The organism is Sulfuricurvum sp., from assembly GCF_031427015.1.
Taxonomy (GTDB): Bacteria; Campylobacterota; Campylobacteria; order Campylobacterales; family Sulfurimonadaceae; genus Sulfuricurvum.
On sequence record NZ_JASJOW010000002.1, the window covers coordinates 501146 to 523131 of the forward strand.

Genomic DNA, 21986 nt, shown 5'->3' on the forward strand with positions numbered 1-21986 from the left:
GTTAAAGCTTTTCGACAAAAGAGGCGAGAATATCCCGTTTATTTCCACCGAAGTTAATGCTCAGTTTAAATTCGCGTCCTGCTTTGCTCACCCCTTCAACCCGACCCGCGCCGAAAATTTTGTGGCGAACCAAATCCCCTTTTTTATACGAGGTATTTTTTTCTAAAATCAACGACCCTTCGCATAAGCCCGCTTCATTGATAAAGCGGCTTTTTTGCAGATCGGTACGTCTCCCCTTATAAAAACGGCTATTGACGTTGGATAGGGTAAGATTGTTTTTGGCACGTGTGATAGCAACGTAGCCTAGACGCCGCTCTTCTTCGAGATCGCTGCCGTCTCCGATAAGCGGTAAGAATCCCTCTTCCAATCCGATTACGAAAAGATGCTCGAATTCCAGCCCTTTTGACGCATGGATACTCATAATGTAGATGCTCTCACCTTCTACCTGATCTTGTTCGCTCTGAAGTGTAATATCGTTGAGAAATTCTGCCAAAGAGGCATCGGGATTTTGTTTGACGTAATCGCGAAAGAGTCCGTAGAATTCATCGATATTAGCGATCTTTTCAGCTTCATCCGGAAGCCCTTTAAGGGTCTCTTTGATCTTAAAACGCTCTTCGAGCAGATCGATAAAACGATAAATCGCCTCTTCAGAGACACGTCGAAGTTCGAGAATTTCAGCCACAAAATCACGCAGTTCACCGGCACTTTTTTTACGCACCAGCGCTTCTAACTCACTGTCGTTTAAGGTAGAGATAAACTCGAACATGGACTGCTCGCGCTCGATAGAGGAGAGTTCGATTTTATCAATGGTCGCTTTCCCCAGACCCCTTTTGGGTTTATTGATGATACGCTTGAGGGAAAAGTTGTCATGAACGTTGGTAATAACTCGTAAATAGCTGATAAGGTCTTTGATTTCAGCACGGTCATAGAAGCGCAAACCGCCGACAAGTTTATAAGCGACCCCTGCACGGTTTAACCCTTCTTCGAGGGATCGGCTGAGGGCATTAATTCGGTACAAAACGGCGATTTCATTCGGCCGCACCCCTTGATTGATGAGTCCTTTGATCGTTTTAGCAATTTTTTGGGACTCTTCACTCTCATCGTTTGAGGTTATGGTCTGAACGTCATCTCCTCCGGTTTTCGTTGCGATGAGGGTTTTGCCAAGGCGGGAGCGATTGTGTTCAATCAGGGCGTTAGCAACGGTAAGAATCGGCTGCGTTGAGCGGTAGTTGTGCTCTAGCTTGACCACCATCGCATCGGCAAAGTCTTGATCAAATTCGAGGATATTGCGCACATGCGCTCCTCGCCAGCCGTAAATACTTTGGTCATCGTCTCCTACGACACAGAGGTTATTGTGGGTAGAACAGAGTTTTTGAAGAAGTCTGAGTTGGAGTTCGTTGGTGTCTTGGTACTCATCGATCATAATGTAGCGGTATTTTTCCGAGGTTTGTGTGCAAAGCTCAGGATTTTCATCGAGTAATTTATAGGTTAGGCAGAGTAAATCGTCGAAATCAACAAGGTTGTTTTTGAGCAGATAGGCTTCATACTCTTCATAGATTTTAGCAATGTGTTTGTAGTTGGTCAGCTCTGCTTGAGCATAGGCTTCGCTTGGGTCAATAAGGGAATTTTTATAGCGGGAAATTTCACTGGCGATTAATGCGGTAGGGAGATCGGCGTTGATTTTTTTGATGATTTTCTTTTTGTCATCGGTATCGATCACGACGAAATTATTAGCACGACCGAGCAAGTGAATATGGAATTTTAAAAAGAGAAGGCCGAATTTATGAAAGGTACAGAGTAACGGCGGATAAGAGTTTTGGGAGATCAGTCCCATTGCCCGTTCACGCATCTCCTTTGCCGCTTTATTGGTAAAGGTGAGGGTGAGGGTATTACCTGCTGGAATCCCGACTTGATCGAGAAGATAAGCAAGACGTGTCGTGATGGTTTTGGTTTTTCCGCTTCCCGCACCCGCCAAAATGAGCAAAGGACCGTCAATCCGCTCTACCGCACTGCGCTGTGCCTCATTAAGGTTTGAGAGAATTTCATCCATAACGTTTTTGCCCTGCTCATAATATATAGTTGATTTATTATAGCCCAAGTTTTCTGTTATTTAAATTCCATGACACTATCGGGATTTGATTTGCATTCAAACTCTTGCATTGGTTATAATATTGAGTTATAATACTGCTATTCATTCAGCTTATAGGAATTATTATGTTAAAAGATTTTGCCAAACTTATGACGTTTCTGACGGTAGTCCGAGAAAAAAGCTTTTCCAAAGCATCGGCGAAACTCGGAATTTCTCAGCCGGCGGTAACACAGCAGATCAAATTTATCGAAGATTATCTGGATACCCGTGTTGTTGAACGGAAAAAGAACGGGATTAAGCTTACCAAAGAGGGGGAAGACCTTTTTCGCATTGCGACTAAGTTAGAAAAAGCAATTCAATCAAGTGAAAAAGAGCTTCTTAAAATTATCAATAAAGAGTTCACGTTTATTGTCGGTGCATCGTACGCCATAGGTAACTATGTATTGCCGTCGTATTTGGGGCAGCTTAAAGAAAAGATTAACAATGAAGTACACATTCGGGTTGCCTTTTCAGAAGAAATTGTGGATCAGTTATTGGATAAAAAAATCGACATCGCCCTCATCGAATCTCCGGTATTTAAAGAGGGGTTGATTTACCGTGAATGGGAAGAGGATGAGTTGGTTGTTTTCTCAAATCAGCCCATCCCGAAACAGCTTCGTAAAGAAGATTTGTATAAATTCGACTGGATCTGCCGTGATGAAAACTCCCATACCCGTAAACTGACTGCTGAAGTATTCGAAGAGATCGGTGTTGAGTGTTCAAGTTTTAGCGTTATCGGTGTTGTTGCCAGCTCGACGGCGATTAAAGAGACGCTGATGCGTTCCCCTAAAGATGCTGAACGTCCGGTAGTATCGGTTATCTCTCGCCATGTTATCAGTGATGAAGTGGAAGAGGGAAAATTGTTTGAGGCTCGGATTAAAAACTATAAAATTAAACGTAAGTTTTACATCGCTTACAGCAAAGAGCGTAAACATGATGCGTTTATCGACAATGTAGTTACCTACTTACTAGGGTTGAAGTTATAAACTTCACCCTTTACTTTTTCTTCAAAAACTTCTGATTTTCGGGATTTGCAAGCAGTGCGCTCATCGAGTTCTGAACCCCTTCATGCTTTTCAATATTAATAACAGGATGTTGCTCTTGCGGGAGTGCTAAGTTAACAAATGCGGGAGTATCATCGATAATTACTTGGACGATTGAGAGTAACGGTACGGAGACGAAACTGCCGATATTTTCATGACCGAATCCTGCTTCAAAAATTAAAATATCATTATCGATTCGGGCGCTTTCAAAGGTATATCCGGCTAGAAAAAAGAGGGTCATGGCTCGAAACTCTTCACTTAAGTGTTGAGGGAGAGGCGGATCAAAGGTGACATGGTCAATTTTACATAAAATACCGAAGTTTTGGTCGTTTTCAAAAAGATAAATGAGCATATCTCGAACATGATTTTCCATCAAACGTGCGAATGAAGAGCTTTTAATAATATCAAATAACATAACGACAAACCTGTTTTTAGGAAATTATACCATTTTCGACTTCAATGAAGCCAACCATCACATTCATGACTCCCACTTTGGTCGCTTTCGCGATATCGGATACACTGAGAGGTATAGGGGTGAGGAACCCTTCCTCGAGCAAACGTGCACGTGTGGTTCCTGCAAGTAAAGGGGTCTGGGGGGTGAACCATTTCCCCTCAATTTCCAAGGCAATATTGGCGATAGTCGTATCGGTAAGAAAGCCATTTTTGACGATGAGAACGTCATCACACGTTTCACGTTGTTCAAATAAGCACTCAAGTGCTTTTCGATCGGAATATTTGATAGCGTACTCAATATCATCGGCGAAGAGCAACTTGAGGGAAGTGATTTTTTTCGGAATATAAGGGTGGAATTCGATGGAATACCCCTCTGCGTTATAAAGAAAGCGGCATCGATAGATCCCGAGTTTAGGGGGAAAAATGAGGGTATGTAAGTCATACGTTGTTTGAATGTTAAGGGTATGGAGGGTCGCTTCGAGACGCTCCTGATGGTAGGAGAGATGGAGGGGGGAACCGTTCTCGCATCGAAGCGTCTCTAGTAGCATTTAGGCTTCAAAAAGTGGGGTGCTGAGGTAACGTTCTGCGGTATCGCAAAGGATCGTGACAATGGTTTTTCCTTTGTTTTCAGGACGTGCTGCAATCAATGATGCGGCATGAACATTGGCTCCTGCTGAGATGCCGACGAGCAATCCCTCAGATTTTGCCAGTGCTTTGGATGCGGCTATTGCTTCTTCATTGCTTACGGTAATCACTTCACTGTAAAGAGCCGTGTTAAGGACATCTGGGACAAATCCTGCCCCGATTCCTTGAATTTTATGAGGTCCCGGTTTACCTCCGGAGAGGACAGGAGAGTCTTTCGGTTCTACGGCAATGATTTGGATATTCGGCAAAGCGGCTCGGAGCGCTTCACCTGTTCCTGTGATAGTTCCGCCTGTTCCGACTGCGGCAATAAAGATATCGACTTGACCGTCCGTGTCTCGGAGAATCTCTTGTGCGGTAGTGATACGGTGAATAGCGGGATTGGCAGGATTGGCAAATTGCTGTAAAACAATCGCATTGGGGTTAGAGGCGACGAGGGCATTGGCTTCATCAATCGCCCCTTTCATCCCTTGTGCCGCAGGAGTAAGAACCAAATTGGCTCCGAGTGCTTTAAGTAGATTTCGTCGCTCGATTGACATCGATTCGGGCATGGTAAGGGTGAGCTTTAATCCCAATGCGGCACAGATAGAAGCCAGAGCAATGCCGGTATTACCGCTAGTAGGTTCAATAATAAGGGTATCCGCATTGATTTTCCCCTCTTCCATTGCCGTATGGATCATGTTATAGCCGATGCGATCTTTGACCGAACTGGTCGGATTCATGAATTCACATTTTCCTAAAATCGTAGCTCCGCTCGCAGATGAGGGGGCATTGAGCCGTACGAGAGGAGTATTGCCGATGAGTTCAGTGATATTTGCCGCTATTTTCATTGTGTATCCCTGTGTTTTTGACAAGTATAATAGCAAAATTTGAAAAAGCCAATAATCATTAGTGAATTAGTATGGATAATATGAAATCGTGACTGGACAGGATATAAGGTAAAAATTTTTGCATAAATAGCAGTTTTATCCTATAATTTCATTTTTAAATCAAGATATCGGGTATCTAAAGAGCCTAAAATACTCAAAGATGTTCAAATGAGGGAATACAGTGAAAACTAAAAAGATCAGCAAAGTATTGATTGCAAACCGTGGTGAAATCGCACTTCGTATTATTCGTGCTTGTAAAGAGTTAGAAATTCAAAGTGTCGTTGTTTTTTCAGAAGTAGACGTTAACGGTGTTTGGGTTCGCAAAGCTGATGAATGTTATCCGATTATGGGTGATCCGATTGCCGCATATCTTGATTATGAGCGTATTATCTCTTTGGCTAAAAAAGCTGATTGTGATGCGATTCACCCTGGATACGGATTTTTATCCGAGAGTGCTGAATTCGCTCAAGCATGTGCCGATAACGGTTTGATTTTTATTGGACCGAAACCGGAACATATTGCTCTTTTCGGGGATAAAATGGCATCTAAAGTGGCGATGCGAGCGGTAGGTGTTCCGATGCTTCCCGGAACCGATGAGCCGATTGACAACATTGACGACGCCGAAAAAATTGCAGCCGATATCGGGTTCCCGATTATTATCAAAGCGGCATTCGGCGGCGGCGGACGTGGGATGCGTATTGTTGAGAAGGCATCTGATTTTAAAGAGATGTACGAATCGGCAACCAAAGAAGCATTGCGTTTCTTTAGTCGAGGTGAAGTATTCATCGAAAAATATCTTAAAAACCCTCGTCATATCGAGATTCAAATCGTTGCCGATAAATATGGTAATGTTGTCCATCTCGGAGACCGTGACTGCTCTATCCAACGTCGTCACCAAAAAGTGATTGAGATTGCTCCTTCACCGTTATTAAATGAAACAACTCGTCGTGAGCTGTATCGTATCTCTACCAAAGCGATGTTCAAACTCGGATACGAGAGTGTAGGAACTATCGAATATCTGGTTGACCAAGATGATAATATCTATTTCATCGAAATGAACACTCGTGTTCAAGTCGAGCATCCAGTGACGGAATCGATATCAGGGATCGATTTAATCCAACGAATGATTCAAATTGCTGAGGGTGATCCGTTGATCTTTATGCAAGAAGAGATCAAGTTTCGTGGGTATGCGATCGAGTTCCGTATCAATGCTGAAAATCCGAAAATGGGCTTTGTTCCATCGCCGGGCCTCATCACCAACTACCTTGCACCGGGTGGTCCTGGAGTACGTTTGGACTCTATGGCCTATACCAACTACCTAATCCCATCCAACTATGACTCTATGATTGGAAAGCTTATTATTTGGGGATTGACATGGGAAGATGCGGTTCGCAAAGCTCGCCGCGCTTTGGATGAATTTCTTATTGAGGGAATTCCGACGAATATCCCGCTTCACAGACAAATTGTACGTGATGAGCATTTTATTAAAGGTGAATTGGACACAGGGTATCTTGATACGAAATTACAACATTTTAACCTTGACGCGATCCATAATATGGATGACGAAGAGGCAAAAATGAAACATATTACTGCTGTAATCGAAGCTATCAATAAAAACAACCTCAACGTTCGTCACTAAAATATCAAGCCCTCGGGCTTGAATCAATACACTATCCCGCTTCCTCCACCATTCGCCGAATGAAAGACAATCGTATTATTTTTTCGTGCATAAAAACGGATTAACAGATTTTGCACCGTCGGTTCGATGGAGGGTTTGAACCATCCGTTGTTACTTACGGCAATCATGTAACGCACTTCTGGTGTATAAAGCTCTTCGCGGGTTGCTTCGTAACAGACGGCATTGCGAAAACTCACCCCTTTGATTTTGAAATCGGTCGGGGCTCTAGCGGTGACAAAATCAGCTCCTCCTCCGAAAATTTCACGATTGACCCATCCTCGTAAAAATTCAGGGAGGGGAATGTACTCGCCGAAGGGGACGAGGATCGTTTTTTTCGCAACGGTCACATTTCCCTGATCGAAAAGATAAGAGACGTTATAGTTGAGGTTATTTTCTTTATGCAATGTTCCCGTAAGTATGGCGATGTGCAGGGAACGTTTTGCGAGTGCTTCGGCGATTGCGGTATGTTCATTCATATAAAGTGGGAATGCCGATTCGGGGAGGACGACCAGATCATACCCCTGTACAATCGCATCATCAATCGCATTGAAATTTTCTTGTAGCGTTTGCTCTAAACGCTCCCCCTGCCATTTGAAATCCTGCGAAATATCGGTAGAGACCAGTTTAATTTTTATCTCAGGAAGCGGCGTAGCAGGATGGGTGGTTTGAACCGCGCCGAGAAGAAGGATAAGGGGAAGGAGTTTTTTCCACCTCTCAAACCATACCGTCGAGGCGAGCGAAAAGAGGATCAGGGCAAACTGCCATTTAGTAAATCCCATGTAACTTTCGACGAAGATCAGTTCGGGTTGCATCCAGTTAAAATCCATCGGCCATACATAGGTGAGACCGAAGAGAATGATCGCGCGGATAAGGGGATGTGCGGTGAGTGCCATCGTTCCGTAATAGAGGGCATAGACGATTCCGAATCCTAAAGCAACGAGCCAAGTCGCCCATCCCAGACCGTAATACTGGAAACTAAATCCGATCCAATAGCACCACAGTAACCCGATCCAAAACCCGCTGATGATGAGGGTACGTTTGGGCGCATGCAAAAGGGCATAAAGGGCGATAAGCCCTGAAAAAGTATTCAAAGCTTTAGAGGTGAGATCAAAATGTTCCCAATAGATAAAAGCTGAGAAAAAGAGGGCGATCAACAAAGGGGCGAGTACGAGTTCAATAATAGGTGCAGTTCGATATTTCATAGAGTAATTATATCGTTGTTAGCCACATTTCAGTATAATGCCCCAATTTCACATTACCCAAGGATACCCATGGAAATTGTTACCCAGATTCTCCCATTTGTCTTTTTGATCGCTATTATGTATTTCGTGATCATTCGTCCCCAAAACCAACAGGCTAAAAAACACAAAGAGATGATTGAAGCCCTTACACGTGGGGATAAAATTATCACTACCGGCGGATTGATCGTCGAAATTAAAAAAGTCGAAGATACTTATTTCGTGATTAAAATGAATAATGAGACCGAAGTGCGCCTCGTCAAAGATGCGGTTGCCAGAAAGTACGAGGATGAAGCTTAATTTTCGCATTGTATTACTTATTGCCGCTACCCTTTTTGGAATTATATTTTCAATTCCTTCTCTAACACAAAGCCAGCAAGGTGCAAAAGTTACTCTGGGGCTTGACCTTCAGGGGGGATTGCATCTTCTTTTGGGTGTTAAAACGGAAGAGGCTGTTAATTCTCAACTTAAATCAGTTGCATCCAGTGTTAAACATTTTTCGGAACAGAATGATATTTTACTCGATGGTCTCAGCGTAGAAGGCGATCATGTCGTGTTTTCTCTTTTGGACACTGAAGACGGTATCAAGATTGACGAGCATTTAAAAACCATTCAGGGTGCTGTTGCAAAAGCTTCAGGTGAATCGTACAGCATCTCTTTTACGCAGGAAGCGGTTGAAAAATTAAAGGCGCAAGCTGTTGATCAAGCGATTGAGACAATTCGTAACCGTCTTGATCAGTTTGGATTGGCGGAACCTGTTGTTGCACGACAAGGGATTGATAAAATTCTCGTCGAGCTTCCGGGGATAAAAACTCCCGAAGAAGAGCAGCGTGCACGCGAGTTGATCTCCCGTGCGGCAAAACTCGAACTGATGGCGGTAGATGAAGATCGTTCTATGCGTGTTAATGACATGAGTGAAGCAGAAGCGGCAAGCTATGGGGACAAAATCCTCGAAGATGCCCTTCAGCCGCAGATGAAGCATTTGGTCAATGAAATTCCGATTTTGGATGGGACCATGTTGACCGATGCGCAAGTCGGATACGATCAAAACAACCGTCCGGTGATTAATTTCTCACTTAATTCTGCCGGTGCACAGATTTTCGGTGATTTTACGGGTAAAAGTGTCGGTAAACGGCTTGCTATTGTATTGGATGGTAAAGTGTACTCAGCTCCCGTTATTAATGAACGTATCGGTGGCGGAAGCGGTCAAATCAGCGGTAACTATACGATTGCGGAAGCTAACGATTTGGCAATCGCTCTTCGATCCGGTGCATTGCTGGCACCGATCTATATGTTGGAAAAACGCTCGGTGGGGCCAAGTTTAGGAGCCGATAGTATTAGAGCTTCTTTGCTTGCACTTGTAAGCGGTTTTGTTCTTGTTATGATTTTCATGATTATGTACTATGGGTTGGCGGGGATTATCGCCAATCTTGCGGTATTGATCAATATTTTTATTATTTTGGCGATGATGGCACTTTTAGGGGCGACGTTGACATTGCCTGGTATGGCGGGTATCGTCCTTCATATCGGTTTGGCGGTCGATGCCAATATTATTATCAATGAGCGTGTTCGGGAACAATTGCGCTTAGGGCTAAGTGTCCGAAAAGCGCTCGAAGAAGGATATGCAAAAGCAATGCGGGCCATTTTGGATTCCAATATTACTCAAATTATCGCATGTACGATTCTCTATGTCTATGGAACGGGTGCGATTAAAGGGTTTGCTGTAACTCTGAGTATGGGGATTTTGGCCTCTATGCTTACTGCCATCGTCGGAACGTATGGAATATTCCAACTTTTCACCAATCGTATCGAAAAGTCTAAAAACTACAAATTGTGGTTTGGAATGACGAGAAAGGTAAACTAATCATGGAATTGTTTAAAGAAGATAAAGTCTATAACTTTCTAGGCAAAGGGAAAATCTTTTTCGTTGCTTCGTTTGTCCTTTTCTTTTTAGCGATTGTTCTTATCGCGACAAAAGGGTTTTCATTCGGAATCGACTTTACCGGAGGAACCGTTGTTCAGGTCAAATATCAGGGTGTTGCACCTATCGATAAAGTTCGTGAAGCATTGGAAAAAGATGAACTTTTCAAACATGCCAGCGTTACTGAGTTCGGTTCTCCCGAGGAAATTATTATCAAAACGGCAGCATCAACTGACGGATTGAGCAAAGATATCGGAGACGTTACGAGAGAGATTCTCAAAGGGACGGGTGAATTTGAGATTCGGCGTGTCGATATGGTCGGCCCGAAAGTCGGAGATGAACTTCGTGTAAAAGGGCTTACCGCATTTCTTTTGACATTGGCTGCGATTATGGCAATGGTGACATTTCGTTATGAATGGCGTTTTGCATTGGCGGCGATTATCGCTATTGTTCACGACATCGTTATTACGTTTGGTTTTGTATCCTATTTCGAAATCGATTTCAACATTGAGAGTGTTGCAGCCTTGTTGATGATTTTAGGATATTCGATCCATGATACTATTATCGTTTATGACCGTATTCGCGAACATATTCAAGAGTCTAAAAACAGTGATTTTGTAATGATAGTCAATGAAGCGGTTTCACGTACACAGTCTCGGACGACGTTGACTTCTTTAACCGTCTTTTTTGTTGTGTTGACTCTTTTCTTATTTGGTGGAGACATTATGATCGGTTTCAGCTTTCCGATGCTTGTCGGTGTTATAATTGGAACGTACAGTTCGATTTTTGTCGCCGCACAGCTCGTTGTATGGACAGGGTTCAGTGTTGGACGTTATCGTGAAAAAATGGCTGAAAAAATAAAAACTCAAGCTGAAAAAGAAAAAATGCGTGCTCAGTTTGAGCAGGGTGTGGTTTAAGGAGTAATAAATGGATTGGGGAAAAGTAGTTTATGTTTTTTTCACACTGATGAGCTTAACCTCGGTTGCGGGGTTTTTATACGATCATTCATCGATTATGCTTTTTGTAGCGGCAAGTTTGAATTTGATTTCAACGATCTTGAAATTAGGGGTTCGTAACCTCTTGGCGGCAGAGTTACTGGCTGCCTCTTTGGTTGCGGATTTGCATTTGATCCCTGCATTTATTTATGTGGAAGTGGTCGGAAACCAAACATGGGCTATATCATTGGCTATCGGTGCATTGATTGCCAACCTCTTTTCAATTGTAATGGTATTTATAGAGAGTGCCAAGGCTAAAGAGAATTACGAATAGGCTTTTTTTCAAAAGAGCCTTTGCTTTACAGAGAGAAAGCGTCTTATAATAAACTAGGAGTTTTTTTTGAATTACACCCCCGCATCGATTGAAGCCAAGTGGCAGAAAACTTGGAGTACAACCAAAGCGTATGAACCCTCAACTGATTTTTCCAAACCTAAAAAATATGTGCTTAGCATGTTCCCTTACCCATCCGGGCGTATCCATATGGGGCACGTTCGTAACTACACTATCGGTGATGCATTTGCCCGATACTATCGCCAACAGGGATTTAATGTTCTTCATCCGATCGGATGGGACAGTTTCGGTATGCCCGCAGAGAATGCGGCGATAAAACACGGCGTTCATCCGAAAAAATGGACCTACGAAAACATCGCTACGATGCGCGGTGAGCTTGCGGGATTAGGACTTTCGTTTTCGGAAGATAGAGAATTTGCGACCTCGAATCCTGAATATACGGCGTTCGAACAGGGTTTTATTATCGATATGTTCAACAAGGGATTGTTGTATCGTAAGCAGGGATTTCTGAATTGGTGTCCGCATGATTTGACTGTTTTAGCGAATGAACAAGTGGTTGACGGCGGATGCTGGAGATGCGGAACCCCTATCGTCCAAAAAGAGATGTATCAGTACTATCTCAAAATCAGCGATTATGCCGAAGAGCTTCTCGAATCGCTTAAAACCCTCGAGGGAAAATGGCCGAAACAAGTTTTGACGATGCAGGAGAACTGGATCGGAAAATCGTACGGTTTGGAGTTCGCGTTTAAACTCGATGATGAGAGTGAGGCAAAACTCGGAGCTGTTTATCAAAGTTTCGATGTTTTTACGACCCGTCCCGATACGATTTACGGGGTGAGCTACGCCGCGCTCGCACCGGAACACGAGATTGTTCGCCATATGCTCTCATTCGGTTTACTCGATCAAGCGACAAGCGATGCGATCAAAGCGATGCAGCGTGTCAGCGCACGTGATCGTGCCACGAGCCCAAAAGAGGGTGTCTCTTTAGGAATCAATGTTATCCATCCTCTCACGGGGGAAAAAGTGCCGGTATGGGTGGCGAATTTTGTCCTCACCGATTACGGCTCGGGTGCGGTTATGGCGGTTCCTGCCCATGATGATCGCGATTATGAGTTTGCGACGAAGTATAATCTTCCGATCAAAGCGGTTATTTTTCCTGAGGGTGAACTTCCTAGCGGGTGCGCCTATACGGAAACAGGGACATTGCGTGAGAGTGCACAGTTCAGCGGCTTAGACAACGTTACCGCAAAAGCGTCGATTATGGACTATTTCGAAGCCGAAAAACTCGGTAAAAAAGTGATCAACTTCCGCCTCAAAGATTGGGGAATCAGCCGTCAGCGCTACTGGGGTGCACCGATTCCGTTTATCCACTGTGAGAGCTGCGGTATTGTCCCCGAAGATAAAGGCAATCTCCCGGTCGCACTTCCTGAAGATGTGGTGATCAACGGCGAAGGAAATCCGCTGGAACATCATCCGACATGGAAACATTGCACATGCCCGAAATGCGGTAAACCTGCCCTTCGTGAAACCGATACGATGGATACGTTTATCCAGTCGTCATGGTATTTTCTCCGTTATACGGTCAAAAACGATTTTAAAGAGGCATTTGATAAGCAAGCGCTCGATTACTGGATGGGAGTGGATCACTACATCGGCGGGATTGAGCACGCTATCTTGCATCTATTGTATGCGAGATTTTTTACCAAAATGCTTCGTGATTTGGGATACGTCAGTTCAGATGAGCCGTTTGAGCATCTCCTCACTCAGGGGATGGTTCTTAAAGACGGTGCGAAGATGTCCAAATCCAAAGGAAACACCGTCGATCCGGGTGCCTTGGTAGAAAAATACGGTGCCGATACCGCACGTCTCTTTATCCTCTTTGCCGCACCTCCGACCCAAGAGTTGGAGTGGAACGACAGCGCGGTAGAGGGAGCATATCGTTTTCTCAAACGATTTGCCGATCGCAGCCAATACGTTAACATCACCGATAAAATACCGCTTATCGATCACAGCACCCTCTCTAAAGAAGAGAAAGGTGCTCGTAAAAAAGTTTACGAAGCTCTTAAACGCGCCCAAGAGGTGTACGGTGAGCGTCATACGTTTAACACGATGATTGCCGGCGTTATGGAAGCGATGAACGCATTAAATGAGCAAACCAACCGTGATGTTTGGACGGAAGGGTATTGGATTCTCACCTCTGTGATGGAGCCGATTGTCCCTCACTTATGCTGGGAACTCTCAACCGAATTTTTCGGCGGGAAAAATTTCGGTATTCAAGTGGTACGCGAAGAGGTATTTGAAGTCGATAGCGTAGCTCTGGGAGTTTCGATCAACGGCAAAAATCGCGCTACGATTGAGGTCGGAGTGAATGAATCTCAAGAGGCGATTATCGAGATCGCAAAAGCTGCCGTAGAGAAATGGATCGAAGAGAAAGAGATACTCAAAGCGATCGTCATTCCGGGTAAACTTGTGAACCTCGTGATAAAAGGGTAATTATGAAGTATTGGATACTGAGCGCATTAATTCTCCTCAGCGGATGCGGCTATCAGCCGGCCAGTCATTATGCAAAAAATATTGTAGGTGAGAGCGTCAGTACCGAAGTGGTTGTCTCTATGGAGGATCCTCAAAATACGGTGATTATCAAAGATGCCGTAGATACGGCGGTCATTACAAAATTCAGGACGGCACTTGTTCCTAAAAATACGGCAAAAACACATTTGAAAATATCGATAGGGAGTGTTTCGTTCACACCGCTTCGCTATGATACGGATGGATATGTAATTACCTATCGTACGACAGTAACCATGTCAATTATCCGCACATCGGAAGAAAAATCACAAACCTACGCTACCAAGGGGATGTATGATTTCGAAATTGAACCGAATGCGATTATAAGTGATCAGGCCCGATTTGAAGCAATACGCCAAGGGGCGCAAAAAGGGATTGATGCTTTTGTTGCACAAATTGCGGCACAGGGTGCGAACTCGAAATAAGGGGTAATAATGACCATCCATCAGATTGTTCGAAATACGGTCGAAAAGCTGAAAGCAGAGGGGAAAACGTGGACTCCCGATGTGTATGCCGAAACGTTTTGTTCTGAAGCGAAAAAAGCAGGTTTTGCGGTTGAAGATTGTAGTGGAATTGATCGTTATGTATCTCTGTTTGATAAAAAAACTGCCGAAGAGATAAAACAATACCGTGTTAGAACAACGGCTGAACTTATCCGTTTTTTAATCTCTAAACTTAGCCGTATGAATCCGAACGAAGCGACGGTATTAGTCGAACTCCTCAGCGCTTTGGCGAAGAAGATGGCGCAAAGTATCGATTTACTCCACAATCCGGACGCTTCGGCATTGGCCAAAAAAACCATTACGATTTTAGAATCCCAAGGGGGTTCGACTCAGATTGAACTGCTCAAACAGGCATGGGCAAACTTCTTAACCGTATACGATGACTCTTTTTTAATGAAATTAACCCATTTCGGCCCTGTCGATTCGGCAAATTTACGACGTACTATCGAGGGACTTAATCTCCATAAAAGTGCAGATCAAGGGGTGGATTACGATAAAACCATCCGGTTGCTCGTCTCTTCGTTAGTCCCATCTATCGCACCTACGATGGACAATGCAACGATTGAACTCACACAAAAACTGAGTAATAATCCTGAATATATTGCAAGTGATGAGTGTGAAAAAGAGCTTAAAATTGCGATTGCAATGCGAATCGCTTTGGACAAGCGGAGCGTTGAAGAGATGGTAAATGCCCTTGATATACTCCTAGAAAAACTCTCGGCGCAACTGATTGAGCTGATTGAGCGGAGTGAAAACTCCAGCAGTGAAATTCGAGAGGTAAAACGTGATCTTGAAGCGTTAGAGAGCAATAAACCGACCGATTTTAAAACGGCGCACAAGCGTCTTTATACGATTGCAAGTACGTTGGAAGAAAAAGTCGAGGTACTCAGCAAAGATTTGAAAATCCACAATGAAAAAGTGGTTCAGATGGGGAAAAAGATTGCGACGCTTGAAGTTGAGCTAGCGCAAGCAACGCAAGCTTCACGAGAAGATTTTTTAACGAAACTTTTTAATAAACGTGCAATAGAAGAGCATTTGAGTTTAAAAGAGGCGGAGTATGAGCGCCACGGTCATTCGTTTTGTGTTGCCATGCTTGATTTGGACCATTTCAAAGCGGTTAATGATACTTACGGGCATGAAGCGGGGGATGCGGTATTGATCGCATTTGCAAAAATTCTAAAACTAGAAGCAAGAACCAGTGATGTAGTAGGGCGTTACGGCGGAGAAGAATTTATGGCGATTTTGGGAGAAACCGATCTCTCCGGTGCCAAAATATTTTGTGAAAAAGTTAGAGCACACGTCGAGCAAGCTCATTTTATGTATCAGGGACAGCGCATAGCCGTAAGCTTAAGCATAGGATACGCTCAGCGTAGTGATTATCCCTCTCTCAAAGCATTGGTAAACGGTGCGGATGAGCGTCTCTACGATGCTAAGCGTAAAGGGCGAAACCGCGTAGAGCCTGCATGAGTTTAAATGATTTTTTAGCACACAAGCCTCTTTTTTACGATGTCATTGATTATGAGCGTTTTCCGGAAGCGTATCGAGCGATTAGACATTTTCTACCCAGCCCAAAGATAATTCATCTTGTCGGTACCAACGGCAAAGGTTCAACCGGAAGGTTTTTAGCAAATGCGTTGCATCGATCAGGCAAGAGGATAGGGCATTACACGTCACCTCATATTCTCTGCTTTAATGAGCGGATATGGTTGGACGGCTCAGAGGTAAGCAATGAGGTATTGGAGCGTGCCCACCAAAAGCTTTTGGATCTCTTATTTACGGAAATCGCCGACTCATTGAGTTATTTTGAATATACGACACTGCTCGCGATGGTGGTGTATGAGGGATGCGATTACGTCGTATGTGAAGCGGGATTAGGAGGGGAATTTGATGCTACCAATGCCTTTGACAAGGTTTTAAGTATCTTTACCCCCATCGATTTTGATCATGCCGCATTTTTAGGTAACACTATCGATTCCATCGCAACGACCAAATTGCGAAGTATGCAAAATATTGCTTTACTTGGAAAACAAAAACACTCTGATATTGAGTCTATTGCACGTACCATTGCAGATGAAAAAGGGTGCAAGCTCTATACCCTCTCAGAGTGTTTGACTCCGAATATTGAAGCGTCTGCATTGCTCCTTGCCACAAAAAACTCTCTTAGCGAGTATTTACGCGATAATCTGATGTTGGCTATGGTCGCGTATGAGTTGTTAGGATATGAAGCAGATGAATCGCTTTTTGATCAGAACGCTTTATTTGGACGTTTGAGCCGTATAGCTCCGAATATTACGTTGGATGTCGGGCATAACGCTATGGCGGCAGAGTCGATAGCCCTAAACTTTCAAGGAAAAAAAGTAACCCTCATTTATAACACCTACGGCGATAAAGATTACCGAGAGATTTTGAGTATTTTAAAGCCTATTATTGATTCGGTTGAGATTATTGAGGTAGAGGAAGGGCGGATTGTAGAGCGGAGCCTTCTCGAATCGGTATTGCGTGAGTTGAATATCCCCTATCGATCATTTAAAGATATTAAAAAAAGTAAAGAATATTTAGTTTTCGGTTCGTTCAGCGTAGCCGAAACGTTTTTAAAGAGGATAAATGTCACAAGCCCGATGGTATGAGTACCTAAAAAACAATCCGAAAAATCGCCCTGAAATTCTTTTATGTGAGGATGCGAAAGAGGCATCGGAACTGAGCGATGTTTCGACCTTTTTAGAGGTATCACATGTCGTATTACCCGATTTTCGTGCGACTTATATGGACGATTTGCGCCCCTTTAGTGAAGAGTTATTTGCCCTTTTTGCCGCGCTTCGAATCTATTACGCAGCGAGTAAAAAACCGCTTATCATCTCCCCTGTAAAAACGCTCCTCTTTCCGCTCCCAAATCCCTCTTTGCTTCAAAGCGAGACCATTGAGTTTGCATCACGGATCGATTTGGGTGCATTTAAAGAGAAGCTGATCCATTGGGGTTACACCTTTGTCGATATGGTGGAGATGGAGGGGGAGGTATCTCATCGCGGCGATATCCTCGATATCTACGTTCCGAATCAACCCAATCCGTACCGCATCAGCCTGTTTGATGATGAGATCGAAGAGATCAAAGCGTTCGATGTCGAAACCCAGCGTACCGACAAAGAAGACTTAGCGAGTATCGAGGTAACGAGTGCCTTTTTCTCCCTCGATGCACAGCAGTACAAACATTTCGAAAAAGCGATAGCTCAGGCGCAAAGCGACAGCTTTGTCAAAGACATCGCCTCTCTCGGCTTCTGGGTATTAGGAGAACACGGTATTGATCTGTGCGAAGGGAAGAGGGTTGCGCGTATCCGTGAGATGAAAAGCGTTCTCGATGAAGCCTACGGTCTTAATCAGCCGACATTGCCGCGCGAACGGCTAGAAGTCGATATCCTTAGCGAGTCGGAGAAGTACACGCCATTGGGCGGGGGAAATTTCGAGACCCTTCGAAGCGTCCACAAAAACAAAAAGTTCACCCTTATCGCCGCAAGCGACACGCAGCTCAAAGCAGCGGGGATATTTGAGCTCAAAGGGATCACTGTAAAAACCTCAGGGATCGTCCTTAACCTGATCGGACCTGAGGAGATTATTTTCTCCCTCAACCGCCATGAGAAAAAGCGTCGCCGCCGTCGCACTTCCATCCTTCTTGATGATCTGAAAGTGGGCGATTATGTTGTTCACGAAGAGTACGGAGTGGGGATATTTGTCGGGATTGAGCAGGCGGAGATTCTAGGCGGAATCAAAGATCTTGTCGTCATCAAATACATGGGGGATGATAAACTTCTTCTCCCTGTCGAAAATCTCGATTCGATTGATCGCTATATCGCCTCAGGGAGTCTTCCCGTACTCGATCGCCTCGGAAAAGGGAGTTTCGGTAAACTCAAAGAGTCGGTTAAAGCGCGATTGTTCGAAATCGCCTCCGAGATTGTGGGGATTGCCGCAAGCCGCGCTCTTATCAAAGCTTCGGTTATCAATGTCGACGGGGGAGAATTGGATCGATTTCAAGCCGCCGCAGGTTTTGATTATACCCCTGATCAAGCGAGCGCGATTAGCTCTATCATTCGCGATCTCGCTTCGGGGCAGATTATGGATCGCCTCCTCAGCGGTGATGTCGGTTTCGGTAAAACCGAGGTGGCGATGAACGCCATCTTCGCCGCCGCAAAAGGGGGATTTCAATCGCTCCTCGTCGTTCCGACAACCTTGCTCAGTTCCCAGCATTTCCAATCGCTTAAAGCACGCCTTGCTCCGTTCGGTCTACGGGTCGCGAAGCTCGATCGTTTTGTCAGTGCCAAAGAAAAAACGGCAACGCTGCGAGCGCTTGAAGCGGGTGAACTCGATTGTGTCGTCGGAACTCATGCGCTGTTTGGGGTGAGCTGTGCGAAACTGGGGATCGTTATCATCGATGAAGAGCATAAATTCGGGGTGAAACAAAAAGAGAAACTCAAATCGCTCTATGAGAACGTCCATCTCCTCAGTATGAGTGCGACACCGATTCCTCGAAGCCTCAATCAAGCGCTTAGCTCGATCAAAACAATGTCCGAACTCCTCACCCCTCCATCCGAGCGCTTAGGGGTACGGACGTTTGTGAAAAATTACGATGAGAAACTGATCAAAGAGGTAATCTTACGCGAACTTCGACGCGGCGGTCAGGTGTTCTACGTCCATAACTCGATTGATTCGATGATTATTAAATCGGGCGAGCTTAAGGCGATCCTCCCCGATCTGCGTATCCTCATACTCCACTCCCAGATCAGTGCAACCCAAACCGAGGATGAACTCGCCAAGTTCGCGGGCCGCGAATACGATGTCCTTCTCGCCACCTCTATCATCGAATCGGGAATCCATATGCCGACGGTCAACACGATGATTATTGACGGGGCAGATCGTTTCGGGATGGCGGATTTACATCAGTTGCGCGGGCGGGTCGGACGGGGCCATACCGAGGGGTACGCCTATTTCATCGTGGATGATAAAGAGCATCTCACCGAAGAGGCGAAAAAACGTCTTGTGGCACTCGAATCCAATTCGTTTCTTGGAAGTGGCTCGATGTTGGCACATCACGACCTCGAAATTCGCGGCGGAGGGAACCTCGTCGGGGATGCCCAAAGCGGTCACATCAAAAACATCGGATATTCGTTATATCTGCGGATGTTGGAGGATGCAATCAAAATCCTCACCAACCAAACGACGGCCGTGCGTGCTAAAGTGGATATCAAACTCACCGTCAGTGCCTTTATCAGCGATGAAATCGTGAGTGAAGATCGCCTGAGACTTGAGCTTTATCGTCGTCTTAGTCAGTGTGAATCACCAAGTGAGATTTATGAGATTGAAGAGGAGGTAGGGGATCGTTTCGGTAAACCCGATACGCCGACGAAACAGTTTTTTGAGATCATGGTGATTAAACTCCTTTGTATCGAAAAGAAAATAAAAATGGTGAGTAACTACAACCAAAACATCACCATTGAGTACCAAAGCGGCACCAAAGAGACCTTACAAAGTAAGAGTAAAGACGATGATGATCTCATCGGAACCGTGTTACACTATCTTCGCAACGTAAAACCAAAAGGGGTCTAATGAGCTTTTGTTCCTATTTTGATGCCCATTTTTGCCATTCGTGCGGTTGGATCGACTATCATTATGCCGAGCAGTTGAAACTTAAAAGTGATCAATTACACGCACTTCTCAATCGATATCAGCCGGAGGTGTGGCTCAAACCGGCTACATCACCGATCAAAGGATTCCGAAACAAAGCCAAAATGGTGGCGACTCCTACTTTGGAGGGGGTGGTTTTGGGACTCTCGGAAGAGGTCAGTCTGATTGAGTGTCCGTTGTACGATATCAGTATGCAGAAGGTATTGCACACCGTCCAAGAGTGGCTCCGAGAGCTAGGGGTAAAAGGGTATGATGTACGTTTGCGAAAAGGGGAGTTGAAATACGTTCTCCTCACCCGTAGCAAATCGAATAATACGATGATGATCCGTTTCGTTCTCCGTTCTCACGGCATTGTTGCAAGATTGGAAAACGCTCTGGATGATTTACTAAAACGGGCGCCGGAATTAAAAGTGGTTACCGCCAATATACAACCGGTACATATGGCAATTTTGGAAGGGGAGGAAGAGATATTTTTCACGGAACAGCGCCGTTTGGAAGAGAGATTTAACGGTATCCCCCTTTTTATCCGTCCTAAAAGTTTTTTCCAAACCAATCCCGATGTCGCGGAACAACTTTATAAAACGGCCGCCGAGTGGGCAGATGAGAGCAAACCGAAAATTCTTTGGGATCTTTTTTGTGGGGTAGGGGGCTTTGCATTGCATTGCACCGCACCGGAACGGCATATTGTCGGGATCGAAATCGAGCCCGAAGCGATAGAGTGCGCCCGCGATTCGGCGGCTCAGTTAGAGATGAACAATCTTCGTTTCGAATCCCTTGATACGGCGACGTTTAGCGCTACGTCGGGAGCAAAACCCGATCTTATTATCGTGAATCCTCCTCGTCGCGGGTTGGGAGAACAAATCTGCAAATGGCTGATACGCGTTAGTAGTGAACGGATACTCTATTCGAGCTGTAATGTGATGAGCTTGGCTAAAGATCTGGAATCACTGAGCGGCTACAGCGTTCGGCGCGTTCAGCTGTTTGATATGTTTCCGCACACCGTACATTATGAAGTTTTGGTGGAGTTGGTACTCGAATAAAGTTCACCGAACAGATCGAGGTGGGTGAGATAGAGCCTAACTTCAAATTCGATTCTGTGATACTGCGGTTCGATATGAGTGCAGAGATTATAAAAGCTTTTGTTATGCTCTTTCTCTTTGAGATGGGCGAGTTCATGGGTAACGATCATGCGCAAGAACGGCTCAGGTGTTTTTTTAAACAGATGCGATATCCGAATCTCATTTTTGGCTTTGAGTTTTCCCCCTTGTACCCGTGAAACAAACGTGTGGGTTCCGAGTGCTGAGTTTAGATCACGGATTTTGGTGTCATAGAGTACTTTGGAGATAGGGGCGGAACTCCGAAAATGGGTATTTTTAATCTCCATGACGTACTCATAAAGTGTTTTATCGGTATTGTACGGATGGGTGTCGGGATATTTGAGTAAAAGGTGTTCCCCGAGCATACGGCTATCGATCAGGGTTTGAACCTGTGAACGTATCTCTTGGCTGTAGTGGGAAAGATATTTGAGCGGTGTATTCATCGGTCATTAGGGGTAATTTGATTCTCTAGATGGATGATATGTCCATGATGATTATGGTGAACCGTCACCCATTGGCTCTCCACACACGCTTGCAAGTGTGTATCATCTACTTTAAAATAGTTTGAATAATCACGTGAAGTATAGATCAAATGCTCACTGGGTGCTTGATGTCTATTCAATCTGGAGAGTATAAAGAGAACCACAGGCGTTGTGATTAACATGAACAGTGCATGCTCGAACGTTACGCTGTGAATATTATCGTAAATCCAACCCGATATCTCTTCAGGCGGTACTTTCAACGTAAGGATTCCGTAAAAAACGATGAGTAGAGGTTTCCATAAATAGATAAAACCGACCCACAGTAAAAAAGTTATGATATCCCAGATCAATCGTTTGGTTTTCGGTAACTCGCGACGTTTGTTGATAATTAAGGTTTCAATAGACAT

The 21986-nt window shown here is 44.6% G+C and carries 19 protein-coding genes; 12 read left to right on the plus strand and 7 right to left on the minus strand.

Annotation, left to right across the window (positions count from 1 at the left end; genetic code table 11):
• Nucleotide 1: 1 nt before the first annotated feature.
• Entirely contained in the window at nucleotides 2-2050 is a 2049-nt protein-coding gene (locus RMO68_RS05045; RefSeq protein WP_310439616.1) for an ATP-dependent helicase, read from the minus strand.
• Nucleotides 2051-2214: 164 nt separating this feature from the next.
• On the opposite strand from RMO68_RS05045, the gene RMO68_RS05050 reads away from it, so the two are divergent.
• Complete coding sequence (locus RMO68_RS05050) at nucleotides 2215-3114, plus strand: LysR family transcriptional regulator (RefSeq protein ID WP_310439617.1); 900 nt, start codon at nucleotides 2215-2217, stop codon at nucleotides 3112-3114.
• 10 nt (nucleotides 3115-3124) lie between these two features.
• Here the strand turns inward: RMO68_RS05050 and RMO68_RS05055 are convergent, their stop codons facing one another.
• From RMO68_RS05055 to cysK, 3 genes are read right to left on the minus strand one after another with little or no spacing between them, the layout of a single operon-like run.
• On the minus strand, nucleotides 3125-3586 hold the full coding sequence (locus tag RMO68_RS05055) for a hypothetical protein (RefSeq protein WP_310439618.1): 462 nt from the start codon (nucleotides 3584-3586) through the stop codon (nucleotides 3125-3127).
• A gap of 16 nt (nucleotides 3587-3602) precedes the next feature.
• Nucleotides 3603-4172 (minus strand): aminotransferase class IV, encoded by a 570-nt coding sequence (locus tag RMO68_RS05060; RefSeq protein WP_310439619.1) that lies wholly within the window; start codon nucleotides 4170-4172, stop codon nucleotides 3603-3605.
• Nucleotides 4173-5096, minus strand: a complete 924-nt coding sequence (gene cysK / locus RMO68_RS05065; protein WP_310439620.1) for a cysteine synthase A — start codon at nucleotides 5094-5096, stop codon at nucleotides 4173-4175.
• A 220-nt stretch (nucleotides 5097-5316) separates the two neighbouring features.
• Here cysK and RMO68_RS05070 point away from each other — a divergent pair, with 220 nt between their 5' ends.
• Complete coding sequence (locus tag RMO68_RS05070; protein WP_310439621.1) at nucleotides 5317-6774, plus strand: acetyl-CoA carboxylase biotin carboxylase subunit; 1458 nt, start codon at nucleotides 5317-5319, stop codon at nucleotides 6772-6774.
• A gap of 23 nt (nucleotides 6775-6797) precedes the next feature.
• On the opposite strand, the gene RMO68_RS05075 is transcribed toward RMO68_RS05070, so the two are convergent.
• Complete coding sequence (locus RMO68_RS05075) at nucleotides 6798-8015, minus strand: apolipoprotein N-acyltransferase (RefSeq protein ID WP_310439622.1); 1218 nt, start codon at nucleotides 8013-8015, stop codon at nucleotides 6798-6800.
• Between the two features lie 69 nt (nucleotides 8016-8084).
• Between RMO68_RS05075 and yajC the strand changes: the two genes are divergently transcribed.
• The 10 genes from yajC to rlmC all read left to right on the plus strand — a co-directional run bounded on the left by yajC (nucleotide 8085) and on the right by rlmC (nucleotide 21040).
• A complete protein-coding gene (gene yajC, locus RMO68_RS05080; RefSeq protein WP_310439623.1) occupies nucleotides 8085-8351 on the plus strand; it encodes a preprotein translocase subunit YajC in 267 nt (88 codons plus the stop codon).
• The gene (gene secD / locus RMO68_RS05085) at nucleotides 8341-9915 is read left to right on the plus strand and encodes a protein translocase subunit SecD (RefSeq protein WP_310439624.1); all 1575 of its coding nucleotides are present in this window, start codon (nucleotides 8341-8343) and stop codon (nucleotides 9913-9915) included. The genes yajC and secD overlap by 11 nt, the downstream gene beginning before the upstream one ends.
• A gap of 2 nt (nucleotides 9916-9917) precedes the next feature.
• Nucleotides 9918-10889 carry a protein translocase subunit SecF gene (gene secF / locus RMO68_RS05090; RefSeq protein ID WP_310439625.1) on the plus strand — a complete coding sequence of 324 codons (972 nt, stop codon included), beginning with the start codon at nucleotides 9918-9920 and terminating at the stop codon, nucleotides 10887-10889.
• A 10-nt stretch (nucleotides 10890-10899) separates the two neighbouring features.
• On the plus strand, nucleotides 10900-11241 hold the full coding sequence (locus tag RMO68_RS05095) for a DUF6394 family protein (protein WP_310439626.1): 342 nt from the start codon (nucleotides 10900-10902) through the stop codon (nucleotides 11239-11241).
• Between the two features lie 66 nt (nucleotides 11242-11307).
• Complete coding sequence (gene leuS, locus RMO68_RS05100) at nucleotides 11308-13752, plus strand: leucine--tRNA ligase (RefSeq protein ID WP_310439627.1); 2445 nt, start codon at nucleotides 11308-11310, stop codon at nucleotides 13750-13752.
• A 2-nt stretch (nucleotides 13753-13754) separates the two neighbouring features.
• A complete protein-coding gene (gene lptE, locus RMO68_RS05105) occupies nucleotides 13755-14252 on the plus strand; it encodes an LPS assembly lipoprotein LptE (RefSeq protein WP_310439628.1) in 498 nt (165 codons plus the stop codon).
• A 9-nt stretch (nucleotides 14253-14261) separates the two neighbouring features.
• Nucleotides 14262-15797 (plus strand): diguanylate cyclase, encoded by a 1536-nt coding sequence (locus RMO68_RS05110; RefSeq protein ID WP_310439629.1) that lies wholly within the window; start codon nucleotides 14262-14264, stop codon nucleotides 15795-15797.
• Nucleotides 15794-16957 carry a bifunctional folylpolyglutamate synthase/dihydrofolate synthase gene (locus RMO68_RS05115; protein ID WP_310439630.1) on the plus strand — a complete coding sequence of 388 codons (1164 nt, stop codon included), beginning with the start codon at nucleotides 15794-15796 and terminating at the stop codon, nucleotides 16955-16957. Before RMO68_RS05110 ends, RMO68_RS05115 begins: the two co-directional genes overlap by 4 nt.
• Nucleotides 16935-19922 carry a DEAD/DEAH box helicase gene (locus RMO68_RS05120; protein WP_310439631.1) on the plus strand — a complete coding sequence of 996 codons (2988 nt, stop codon included), beginning with the start codon at nucleotides 16935-16937 and terminating at the stop codon, nucleotides 19920-19922. Before RMO68_RS05115 ends, RMO68_RS05120 begins: the two co-directional genes overlap by 23 nt.
• Complete coding sequence (rlmC, locus tag RMO68_RS05125) at nucleotides 19922-21040, plus strand: 23S rRNA (uracil(747)-C(5))-methyltransferase RlmC (protein ID WP_310439632.1); 1119 nt, start codon at nucleotides 19922-19924, stop codon at nucleotides 21038-21040. The genes RMO68_RS05120 and rlmC overlap by 1 nt, the downstream gene beginning before the upstream one ends.
• Here the strand turns inward: rlmC and RMO68_RS05130 are convergent.
• Complete coding sequence (locus RMO68_RS05130; RefSeq protein ID WP_310439633.1) at nucleotides 21007-21540, minus strand: M48 family metallopeptidase; 534 nt, start codon at nucleotides 21538-21540, stop codon at nucleotides 21007-21009. The two genes, rlmC and RMO68_RS05130, sit on opposite strands and share 34 nt — an antisense overlap.
• Nucleotides 21537-21986, minus strand: coding sequence for a poly-beta-1,6-N-acetyl-D-glucosamine biosynthesis protein PgaD (gene pgaD, locus RMO68_RS05135; protein WP_310439634.1), 450 nt, complete (start codon nucleotides 21984-21986; stop codon nucleotides 21537-21539). Before pgaD ends, RMO68_RS05130 begins: the two co-directional genes overlap by 4 nt.